This window comes from Sulfurimonas sp., from assembly GCF_028694895.1.
Lineage (GTDB): Bacteria > Campylobacterota > Campylobacteria > Campylobacterales > Sulfurimonadaceae > Sulfurimonas.
The window spans coordinates 1-9,993 of record NZ_JAQVKA010000057.1; the positions used below are offsets into that span (position 1 = coordinate 1).

The following is a 9,993-nucleotide window of genomic DNA, read 5'->3' on the forward strand; positions in this document are numbered from 1 at the left end:
CGCCTCATGGATCTGATTCTCTCAAGTAAATCGCCGCCTTGCGCACTATCTGCAAGACGGATAAGTTGGTAACCAAGGGTGAGTTCAAGCATCTCTACTTTTAAGATATCTTCTAGCGCAACTTCCTCTTCTTTTGCAATCTCTTCGTTTGTTTTTTTAGGTTTTAGAGCACTTTTTTCTTTTGCTTGTATCTCTTTTTCTTTTGGGGAGAGTATGCTATCTACATTTAAGATAGTAAGTTCCCCTTTTTCATATTTATATATCGACCAGCCAAGAAGCGCAAATAGTATGCCAACTAACCCCATAGAGGCAGTTGGAAGTCCTGGAACAAGAGCAAAAAGAATCATGATAAAACCAACAATCATCATGATTTTTGCATTACCCATTATCTGGTTAATTGCACCCTCTGCAAAGTTGTCTCCCTCTCCAGAAGAGCGTGTTATCATAATACCAGTTGCAGTTGAGATGATAAGTGCAGGAATTTGCCCAACTAAGCCATCACCAATAGTTAAAAGTGTAAATACAGCTGCGCTATCGCCAACACTCATATCATATTGAAAAACACCTATTAAAAATCCGCCTATTATATTTATAAGTGTGATGATAATACCAGCAACAGCGTCACCTTTTACAAACTTACTAGATCCATCCATTGCCCCATAAAAGTTTGCATCTTGTAAAATATCTGCTCTTCTTTTTTTTGCTTCGCCGTCATCAATAAGACCAGCATTTAAATCTGCGTCAACTGCCATCTGCTTTCCAGGCATAGAGTCAAGTGTAAAACGAGCTGCAACCTCGGCAACTCTAGTTGAGCCTTTTGTGATAACCATAAAGTTTATAAGTACGAGTATAGAAAAGACTACGATACCAATTACATAGTTTCCACCGACCACAAAATTTCCAAAGCTTGTAATGATGGTACTTACTGCATCAGGACCCTCATGCCCATGACTCAAAATCATTCTAGTCGTTGCAATATTTAGTGCTAATCTAAATAGTGTAAGAATCAGAATAAGTGTTGGAAAAGTTGTTAAATCCGTTGGCTTTGGAACATATAGCGAGATAAGTAAAATAAGTACAGCTAAGGCCATAGAGATAGTAAGTAGAATATCTAAGATAGTAGAAGGTAGAGGTACTATGATAATGGCTAAAATAGCCATTACAAAAATAACGACACTTAAATCTTTTTGTCCTATTAAAAAGTTTAGTGTTGTGCCAATTTGTTGTCTAGTAGTTAGTTTTTTTGCCAATCTTCTACTCTAAAATATCTGCTAAAGTTAAATCCGCTAAAAAAGAGTCTATCTTCCCTTGTAGTTTATTTAAAAATGGCCAAAGTGAGCATAACTGCGCTTTACCTGATGGGCAAGAGTACATTGATGGAGAGCAATCAAAAACAGCTGGAGCTTTCCCCTCTACTGATGACATGACATCTAACATTTTAATATCTTTAGGATCAAGTAAAAGTGAAAATCCACCATTTACGCCCTTAAATGACTTTAAAATACCATGTTTAGCCATAGCTTGTAGAATTTTTGCTAGAAAACTTTTAGGAATAGAGAGCTGAGTAGATAGCGTTTCACTGTCCATCGGGGCAGTGGCTTTAGATAAAACTATAAGTGAGAGTATCGCATACTCACTGGCTCGTGTTATTAACATATTTAATACTTTGTTTTATTTTTGTAAATTATATCAAAAGAAGTTGAAATAAAAGCCGAAATCAGATATTATTTCGTTTCAACTTTATACACTGATTTGTGTGACTGTTAGATTAAAATACCTTTTGGAGGCTATCATGGCTTTAGATTCGGCTAAAAAACAAGAAATTGTTACAAAATTCGGACGTGGTGAGAATGACACTGGTTCAAGTGAAGTTCAAATCGCTCTTTTAACAAAAAGAATCAGTGATTTAACTGAACACTTAAAAGTGTTCAAAAAAGATCATGCATCAAGACTAGGTCTTTTAAAGTTAGTAGGACAACGTCGTCGTCTTATGAAATACTATAAGAGAAAAGATAAAGATGCTTATCTTAAACTTATAACAGAATTAGGTATTAGAGATAATATCTAGAGTTTGAACCCTCTTTTCTCGAAAAACTTGTTTTTCGTGGCTTTAGAGGGTTGTAGGGACTTTAGTCCCTGCCACCAAAGAGGACAAGTTCTCTTTGGTGTGTTTATAGATGTTCTATAAAAATATCTCAACTGCTCTTTTTAAATCCTCTATCGTATCTATCCCAAAACCTGTACTTGACACTTTTACCATGCTAATCTTTTTTTGATGATATATTGCTCTGAGTTGTTCTAGTTTTTCTATATCTTCTATTGGTGCGTCTGCAAGGTTGCAAAACTCATCTAAACTCTTTTTACTAAATCCATAAATACCAATATGCCCAAAGTATTGAGCTTCTCCGCTTCTATTAAATGGTATTGCAGAGCGAGAGAAATATATAGCATTGCTTTTATCATCAAGAACAACTTTTACCATATTTGGGTCTTGTGCTGATTCGCTGTTTATTGAGTTGTAGCAACTTCCCATAATAAAATCTTCACCATCTTCTTTTAAACTACGCAGTCTATGTATAAGTTTCTCTACAACTTGTGGCTCGATAAATGGCTCGTCTGCTTGAACATTTATAACAATCTCATCATCTTTAAGGTTTAAGATATTTGCGCACTCATTGATTCGATCTGTTCCACTTTTATGAGTAGTTGAGGTCATCATAACTTCTATGCCATGAGCTCTACATGTAGAAGCTATTAGCTCATCATCAGCTGCTACTACAACTCTATCCAAATGTGCTACTCTTTTTGCAGTTCTAACAACCATTGGTAGGCCACCAATATCTGCTAATACCTTTTGTGGAAACCTTGTCGAAGCCAGTCTTGCTGGAATAATTATCATTTAAAGCCTTTAAGATATAATTACAAAATTATATCCAAAAATGAATTTTTAGGACTTTTTTTATATGCTTCTTTACCAGCCCTCTAGTGGATATTGCTATAACAGCGACTCTATATTTTTATATGATTTTATCAGCTCACTTAAACCAAAAGGGAGAGTCTTAGATGTTGGGGCAGGGTGTGGCGTAGTTGGGCTTTTAGTTGCCAAAGATAACGAGAGAGTTGAACTTGAAGCAGTTGAAAAACAGGAGCTTTTTGTTGAGTACGCCACAAACAATGCTAGAGTAAATAAGATACCTTACAAAATATATAAAAATGACTTTTTAGAGCTTGATGAAGAGTTAAAATATGACTATGTAATCTCCAATCCCCCTTTTTATCATGATGGCGTAACAAAGAGTGAGAATGAGATGTTATTTAATGCAAGATATAATAGCAACTTACCATTAGATGAGTTTTTTAAAAAAGTCTCAAAGATATTAAAACCAAATTCGCACTTTATATTTTGCTACGATGCATCGCAATTTGGGCTAATTTGCGAAGAGTTAAAAAAAGTAAAATTAAGAGCGGTGGATGTTCAGTTCATCCATCCAAAGATAGATAGAGTGGCCTCACTTGTGATGATACATGCAAGAAATGGCTCAAAGTCGCTTATGAAGATTTGGCCTCCATTTATCAGTTTTGATGGTGATGAATTTTCACAAAAAGCACAAGATATATATAAAAAAGCCAGCACACAGAGTATAAAATGTCAGATATGATAAAAAAAGATGGATATGATTACACGTTTAACCCTGCAGCATGTCAAACATGTGAAGCTAAATGCTGCACTGGAGAGAGCGGGTATATATATGTAAATATGCAAGAGATAGAAGCAATTGCACTATTTTGCGAGCTTAGCGTTGAAGAGTTTAGCAAAAAATATCTCTTTAAAAATGGTTATAAATACTCCATAAAAGAGAGAAAAGTAGAAGATAGTTATGAGTGTGCGTTTTATGATAAGAGCTCAAACGGGTGCTTGATTTATGATGTTCGCCCAGAGCAGTGTAGAACATTTCCTTTTTGGGATTATTTTAAAACTAGAGTTGATGAGTTAAAACTTGAGTGCCCAGGAGTTGTAGATGCCATATAGTGTAAAACTACTTTTATCCGTTATGCTCATCTTTAGTGGATGTAGCTCTATTAGTGAGCCATCTCTCAAAAAAGAACATGAAAAAAGTTTTGAGAATGAAGACATGTACATTATGAGTGGGCTTTATTTAGAAGAACTTCAAGATTACAACAGCTCTTCAAAGATGTTCGAGGCACTTTATTATGAGACAGGTAAAAAAGAGTATCTCTATCGCTCTTTGAAAAATGACTTAATTTTACAAAAGTTTGAGCAGGTAGTTCAAAGAGTTGATTTAGAGAAAAACATAGTTGATGATTATGAGCTCTTAAAGATTAAAACAGTAGCTCTTATAAAACTAAATAACCTGATTGAAGCAAAAGAGTTGGCTATAAAACTAAGTGAGATGTCTAAAAAAGTAGATGATTATCTACTAGTAACAGACATCTATATAAAACTCAAAGAGTATCAAAATGCAGTAGCATATTTAGAAAATATATATATAACAAATGCAGATGAGAAGATAATAGATAGGATTGCTACTATCATGTATATCGAATTAGATAGAAAAAAAGATGCAATAGCTCAGCTAGAAGCTCACTCAAGAATCCACGGCTGTACTGAGTTTATATGTAACAAGCTTATTGGATTTTACAGTAATGAAAATGACATAGATGCTCTTTTATCAACCTATTTAAGAGTTTATAAACTAGATAAAAAGATAGAGATTGCAAAAAAAATCATACAGATTTATGGATATAAAAAAGACTATAAAGGGATGAGTGGATTTTTACAAGAGAGTAAGATTGATCAAGAACTTTTACTCCAACTCTATATTCAAGAAAAAAATTATAAAAAAGCAACACTTATAGCAAAAGAGCTCTATGAAGAGAGTGGTAATGTTACTTTTTTAGCTCAAAGCGCTATTTTTGAGTATGAGAGCAGTGAAGATAAAAATAATAAAGAGATGCTGAGCAGTGTAATATCAAAGCTAAAAGAAGTTGTAAAATCAAGTAAAGATTCTATGAATCTCAACTATTTAGGATATTTACTTATAGATCATGATATAGATATAAAAAAAGGGATGGAGTATATTAATGAGGCGCTAAAGATAGAGCCTAATTCAGCCTATTATCTTGACTCTTTGGCATGGGGATACTATAAGTTAAAAAATTGCAAAGAAGCTCTAAGAATTATTAAAAAAGTGCAAAAACTTGATGGCGGCGATAATGAAGAGGTACTAAAACATATAGAGATGATAGAAAAGTGTTATAAAAATTCAAAAGGGATTAAATGATTTTAGATGAAATAATCAAAAAAACTAAAGAAGATGTTATAAAAAGAGAGAGTGAGTTTTCTCTTGATTGGTTAGGACGCTCACTAGCTTTTAACGCAAGAGCACCAAGAGATGTATTTCCATTTTTAACAGCAACACCAGAGGATCCATACAGAATCATCGCTGAGGTTAAGAAAGCTTCTCCTTCAAGAGGTGTTATAAGAGAAAACTTTGACCCAATTGCAATAGCACAGAGCTATGAGAGAGGAGGAGCAAGTGCTATTTCAGTACTAACAGAGCCTCACTTTTTTCAAGGAAATTTGGACTATTTGGGCCAGATAAGAAGATATGTTGGTATTCCACTTCTTAGAAAAGATTTCATAGTTACAAAGTATCAAGTTTTAGAGGCTTTAGTACACGGCGCCGATTTCATACTTCTAATAGCAGCAGCTCTTAGCAAGGCAGAGTTAAAAGAGCTTTTAGGATATACTAGACATTTAGGCATGGAAGCATTAGTTGAGGTTCATGATAAAAGTGATTTGATAAAAGCTATATATGCAGGAAGCGATATTATCGGGATAAATCATAGAAACTTACAAACGTTTGAGATGAATATGAACCTCTCATATGAGCTAATTCCAATGATACCAAACGGTAAGGTTATCGTTGCGGAGAGTGGAATCTATGAACATGGACAACTTCAAGATTTAAGCAAAGCTGGAGTTGATGCCTTTTTAGTTGGTGAATCATTAATGCGTGAAGATGATGAAGAGGCTGCACTTAAAAAACTAAAGTTTGGAAGTAACTAGAGCAAAAAGCTCTAGTTTTTTTATGAAAGGAGTGCTTTAGCACACTCGCTTACTCTTTTTCCATCAGCTTTGCCTGATAACTCTTTAGTTGCTACTCCCATTACCTTACCTAAATCTTTTATACTTGAAGAAGCTGTTTTTGCTATGATTTCTTTTATAGCCAGAGTTAACTCCTCATCACTTAGTTGAGTTGGCAGATAAGCTTTGTAGTACGCTATTTCATCGAGTTCAATCTGCATCAAATCTTCTCTGTGTGCTGCTTTGTACTGAGTAGCTGCATCGTCTCTTCTTTTTACTTGCGTGAGTATTATTTTTATAACATCATCATCACTAAGCTCTCTTCTCTCATCAACTTCTATCTGCTTAAACGCACTACTAAGAAGTCTTAGCGCGTCTCTTTTTTTAGCATCTTTAGCTTTCATAGCATCTTTTATATCACAGTTTATCGTATCTCTTAGATTCATTTTATACCTTATTTGTATGGAACTATTATTGCTATGATTATAACGAAATAAAGAGATTAAATATAAAGAGACATATGATGATAAGATTTTTTTTACTGGTTTTAGCGCCCATTTATGCTATACTATTTTTATCTGGGTGTACTGCAAATTTAACAGAACCTGAGATTGATTTTGAGCCTCCTGCTTACGTTGAAGAGATGCCAGCAAAAGAAGATAATAAAGATTTTACCTCTGTTGGAAGTGTTTTTGGGCAAGGAGATAATCCTCTTTTTTCAGATCATAAAGCAATGCATGTAAATGATATAGTTACTGTTGTTATCTCAGAAAACGCTAGAAGTTCAAGTAGTGGTACAAAACAGCTTAGCGAGAGCGATTCACTAAACTTAGGTGGAGGTGCTTTTGCTTCAACTGGTGGCAATTCAGCCGTTAGTTCTGCAGTTGGCAAGCTAAATGGAATAGCAAATATAGGTTTTGAGAGTAACTCTGATAGCGCTTATAAGGGCCAAGGAAGTGCTAAAAAAGACGCATCTTTTACAACTACGGTATCTGCTAGGATAGTTAAAGTTCTGCAAAATGGAAATTATTTTATCTCTGGAAAGAGGGAGATTTTGGTTGATAACCAAAAACAAATTATCCAAATTGGTGGAGTTATAAGACCTTACGATATAGATCAAGGAAATAGAATCAACTCTTCACAAATGAGTGAAGCAAAGATTCTTTATAAAACACAAGGAGATGTTGATCGTGCTACAGAAAGAGGTTGGGGAACAAAAATCATTCAGTCTGTTTGGCCATTTTAGTTTTATTTTACTATTTGCTGCCTTTTCAACGCTTAGCGCACAACAAAGTTTTAAAGATTTTAAAAAAGCTCAAAGCGAGTCGTTTCAAAGTTATAAAGACGAGAGAGACAAAGCTTTTAATGAATATCTAAAAGAGGAGTGGAGGGTTTATACTCAGCAACAGCCAGACTCCTTGTATGAAGAACCTAAGCCTGAACAAATTACTCCTGCAAAGCCACAAACAATCACTCCTGTTGGCCCTAAAGTATACATAGAACCAAAAGATAAAGTAAAAAAACAAGAAGATAACGCTTCTGTAGATATAGAAGCACCATCTAAAAAAGTAAAAAACACTACTTTTGATTTTTTTGGAACAAAACTTAGCTTTAATGTATCAGAAGGCTTAAAAAAAGCCACATATTATCCACAAAACCAACTTGGAATATCAAACTTCTTCTCTCAAGCAGCATTAAGTGAGTATGAGAATCTTTTAACTGATGTCAATAAAACATCAAAATGGATGAATCTTAATGATTGGGGTGTCTATCTGCTTGTTACTAAGATATCACAGATGGCATTTTCTGATGAAGATAGCTCAAATCTTCTTAGCTGGTTTTTGTTAAATAAGCTTGGATACTCTGTAAAAGTAGGTATATCAAACAAACATGTACTGCTTTTGCACTACTCAAAAAAGGTTATATACGCTACTCCAAGTTATTCGTTTTCAAATAAAAAGTTTTATGCACTTAATAATTATACAAAAAGTGCTTTGAGGATATTTTCTTATGAACAAGATTATCCAAATGCTACCAAAGAGCTTGATCTCTCACTTAGAACTCTTCCAAATTTTGAAGCAGATACTCAAAAAAAACTGCTTAGTTTCTCTTTATCTGGCAAGAGGTACGATCTACCAATCTCTTATAACAAAAATCTCATAGATTTTATGGCTACATATCCTCAAGCAGATTATGAAACATTTTTTAATACACCTCTTGATAGGAGTACATATAACGACTTAAACAGTGCATTTAAAGGATATATTCAAGGAAAAAAAGCAAGTGAGGCTATCAACTTTGTACTACACTTTGTTCAAAGCGCTTTTAAGTATGAGATAGATGGTGAGCAGTTTGGACGTGAGAAAGTTATGTTTGCGCAGGAGACTCTTTACTATGACAAGTCAGATTGCGAAGATAGGGCTATACTTTTTTCATATTTGGTAAAAGAGCTCTTTAAAATCAGTGTTGTTGGTATAAAATATAAAGATCATATGGCAACAGCTCTTTATATTCCTCTTGAGGGTGATAGCGTGTCAGTAAAGTCAAAACGGTTTGTTATAGCGGATCCAACATACATAAATGCAACACTAGGGATGAGTATGCCAAAATATAGAGCGATAAAACCTTTAAGCTATATCACCATCAAAGAAAATTAATTTATGAATAAAAAAAATGATCCATTAACAAATATCGCAAATAGATTTGCTCTAATAGAGTATTTAAAAAGTGTAAAAGATGTGAATCTTTTTTTAATAGATATTGATAACTTTAACAACATAAACAATGCTTTTGGTCTAGAGATGGGTGATCTTTCTTTAATTGAGATAACACGTTTGCTCAATCTAGCTAAACCAAGTTCTTCAAAACTATTTAGAGTTAATTCAGATGAATTTGCTATTGTCTCTTTGGATGTAATGAGTTCACAAAAACTCTCAGATATTGCTAGCTCTATCATCTCTTTTTTTGATCAAAGCGAGATATATCTCTCAGAAGAGATAAGTATAAGAGTCTCTCTAAGCATCGGCATATCTATTGGCTCTGGAGCTGATATCTTAAATCATGCAAGAACTGTTATCAAAGAGCTTAGAGAACACAAACGTGGCTCTTTTAAAATCTATGATCCAAGTTCTGTTTTTATTAAAAAACAGCAAGAAAATATCTACTGGATAAATAAGATAAAAGAGGCTTTTGAAGAGGAGAGGTTAATAACTTATTATCAACCAATCATAAATAATGCAACTGAGAAAATCGAGAAATATGAGTGCTTGATTAGGATATGTGAAAATGGAGTACTAACTCCACCAATAAGATTTATGGAAGCCTCAAAACTAACTGGAACACTCTCTTTGGTTACAAAAACAGTGATAGAGCAGAGTTTTAAAAAGTTTAGCGACACTGAGTATCAATTTTCTATAAATATAACCAGCACAGATCTTTATCTAAATTTTTTAGAAGATACTCTTTTGCGTAGTGCAAAAAAATACAACATAAGCCCATCAAGAATATCCTTAGAAGTTTTAGAAGATATTGATACTCTGACTGAAGATATTTTAGCGCAGCTAAACTCTCTTAGATATCATGGTTTTAAGATTTCAATAGATGATTTTGGAAGCAGTAGTTCAAACTTCTCAAGACTATTAGAGTTCTCGCCTGATTATTTAAAGATAGATGGCTCTTTTATCAGAAATATTTTGAGTGATAAAAAAAGTTTAACCATCGTAGAGGCTATTGTGCTTTTATGTAAAAAAAGCGATATAAAAATCATAGCGGAGTTTGTGCATAACAAAGATGTTCAAGCAAAAGTGAAGGAGCTAGGTATTGAGTACTCACAAGGCTACTATTTTGGAGAGCCTAGGGAAGAGTTACAATAAGCTCTTTTGCAT

At 33.9% G+C, this 9,993-nt stretch carries 12 protein-coding genes; 8 read left to right on the forward strand and 4 right to left on the reverse strand.

The window, feature by feature from the left end; genetic code table 11:
• The coding region (locus PHI38_RS07195) for an FHIPEP family type III secretion protein (protein WP_299854436.1) at window positions 1–1,160 on the reverse strand (1,160 nt) is incomplete at its 3' end.
• Between the two features lie 94 nt (window positions 1,161–1,254).
• On the reverse strand, window positions 1,255–1,656 hold the full coding sequence (locus PHI38_RS07200) for an Rrf2 family transcriptional regulator (RefSeq protein WP_299854412.1): 402 nt from the start codon (window positions 1,654–1,656) through the stop codon (window positions 1,255–1,257).
• 136 nt (window positions 1,657–1,792) lie between these two features.
• Here PHI38_RS07200 and rpsO point away from each other — a divergent pair, with 136 nt between their 5' ends.
• Window positions 1,793–2,068: a 30S ribosomal protein S15 gene (gene rpsO, locus PHI38_RS07205; RefSeq protein WP_299854415.1), complete on the forward strand. Its 276-nt coding sequence runs from the start codon at window positions 1,793–1,795 to the stop codon at window positions 2,066–2,068.
• Between the two features lie 114 nt (window positions 2,069–2,182).
• Here rpsO and kdsB read toward each other — a convergent pair whose 3' ends face one another.
• On the reverse strand, window positions 2,183–2,899 hold the full coding sequence (gene kdsB, locus PHI38_RS07210; protein ID WP_299854418.1) for a 3-deoxy-manno-octulosonate cytidylyltransferase: 717 nt from the start codon (window positions 2,897–2,899) through the stop codon (window positions 2,183–2,185).
• Between the two features lie 64 nt (window positions 2,900–2,963).
• Between kdsB and PHI38_RS07215 the strand changes: the two genes are divergently transcribed.
• Genes PHI38_RS07215 through trpC form a run of 4 tightly spaced genes read left to right on the forward strand, consistent with a single transcriptional unit; the run spans window position 2,964 to window position 6,091 of the window.
• Window positions 2,964–3,659 (forward strand): methyltransferase, encoded by a 696-nt coding sequence (locus PHI38_RS07215; protein WP_299854420.1) that lies wholly within the window; start codon window positions 2,964–2,966, stop codon window positions 3,657–3,659.
• Window positions 3,647–4,030: a YkgJ family cysteine cluster protein gene (locus PHI38_RS07220; protein WP_299854422.1), complete on the forward strand. Its 384-nt coding sequence runs from the start codon at window positions 3,647–3,649 to the stop codon at window positions 4,028–4,030. Before PHI38_RS07215 ends, PHI38_RS07220 begins: the two co-directional genes overlap by 13 nt.
• Window positions 4,020–5,303 (forward strand): hypothetical protein, encoded by a 1,284-nt coding sequence (locus PHI38_RS07225; protein WP_299854424.1) that lies wholly within the window; start codon window positions 4,020–4,022, stop codon window positions 5,301–5,303. The genes PHI38_RS07220 and PHI38_RS07225 overlap by 11 nt, the downstream gene beginning before the upstream one ends.
• The gene (gene trpC / locus PHI38_RS07230; protein ID WP_299854426.1) at window positions 5,300–6,091 is read left to right on the forward strand and encodes an indole-3-glycerol phosphate synthase TrpC; all 792 of its coding nucleotides are present in this window, start codon (window positions 5,300–5,302) and stop codon (window positions 6,089–6,091) included. Before PHI38_RS07225 ends, trpC begins: the two co-directional genes overlap by 4 nt.
• A 20-nt stretch (window positions 6,092–6,111) precedes the next feature.
• Here the strand turns inward: trpC and PHI38_RS07235 are convergent, their stop codons facing one another.
• Window positions 6,112–6,555: a GatB/YqeY domain-containing protein gene (locus tag PHI38_RS07235; protein ID WP_299854427.1), complete on the reverse strand. Its 444-nt coding sequence runs from the start codon at window positions 6,553–6,555 to the stop codon at window positions 6,112–6,114.
• Window positions 6,556–6,632: 77 nt separating this feature from the next.
• Between PHI38_RS07235 and flgH the strand changes: the two genes are divergently transcribed.
• From flgH to PHI38_RS07250, 3 genes are read left to right on the forward strand one after another with little or no spacing between them, the layout of a single operon-like run.
• Window positions 6,633–7,355, forward strand: coding sequence for a flagellar basal body L-ring protein FlgH (flgH, locus tag PHI38_RS07240; RefSeq protein WP_299854439.1), 723 nt, complete (start codon window positions 6,633–6,635; stop codon window positions 7,353–7,355).
• The gene (locus PHI38_RS07245; protein ID WP_299854430.1) at window positions 7,300–8,766 is read left to right on the forward strand and encodes a hypothetical protein; all 1,467 of its coding nucleotides are present in this window, start codon (window positions 7,300–7,302) and stop codon (window positions 8,764–8,766) included. Before flgH ends, PHI38_RS07245 begins: the two co-directional genes overlap by 56 nt.
• Window positions 8,767–8,769: 3 nt before the next feature.
• Window positions 8,770–9,981 carry an EAL domain-containing protein gene (locus PHI38_RS07250; protein WP_299854433.1) on the forward strand — a complete coding sequence of 404 codons (1,212 nt, stop codon included), beginning with the start codon at window positions 8,770–8,772 and terminating at the stop codon, window positions 9,979–9,981.
• The last annotated feature ends 12 nt before the right edge of the window (window positions 9,982–9,993 follow it).

Excerpts from the sequence above, each read along its gene's own strand:
- PHI38_RS07200 (WP_299854412.1), bottom strand. The coding sequence starts at position 1,656 with ATGTTAATAACACGAGCCAGTGAGTATGCGATACTCTCACTTATAGTT.
- PHI38_RS07220 (WP_299854422.1), top strand. The coding sequence starts at position 3,647 with ATGTCAGATATGATAAAAAAAGATGGATATGATTACACGTTTAACCCT.
- rpsO (WP_299854415.1), top strand. The coding sequence starts at position 1,793 with ATGGCTTTAGATTCGGCTAAAAAACAAGAAATTGTTACAAAATTCGGA.
- PHI38_RS07225 (WP_299854424.1), top strand. The coding sequence starts at position 4,020 with ATGCCATATAGTGTAAAACTACTTTTATCCGTTATGCTCATCTTTAGT.
- PHI38_RS07215 (WP_299854420.1), top strand. The coding sequence starts at position 2,964 with ATGCTTCTTTACCAGCCCTCTAGTGGATATTGCTATAACAGCGACTCT.
- kdsB (WP_299854418.1), bottom strand. The coding sequence starts at position 2,899 with ATGATAATTATTCCAGCAAGACTGGCTTCGACAAGGTTTCCACAAAAG.
- PHI38_RS07250 (WP_299854433.1), top strand. The coding sequence starts at position 8,770 with ATGAATAAAAAAAATGATCCATTAACAAATATCGCAAATAGATTTGCT.
- trpC (WP_299854426.1), top strand. The coding sequence starts at position 5,300 with ATGATTTTAGATGAAATAATCAAAAAAACTAAAGAAGATGTTATAAAA.
- flgH (WP_299854439.1), top strand. The coding sequence starts at position 6,633 with ATGATAAGATTTTTTTTACTGGTTTTAGCGCCCATTTATGCTATACTA.
- PHI38_RS07235 (WP_299854427.1), bottom strand. The coding sequence starts at position 6,555 with ATGAATCTAAGAGATACGATAAACTGTGATATAAAAGATGCTATGAAA.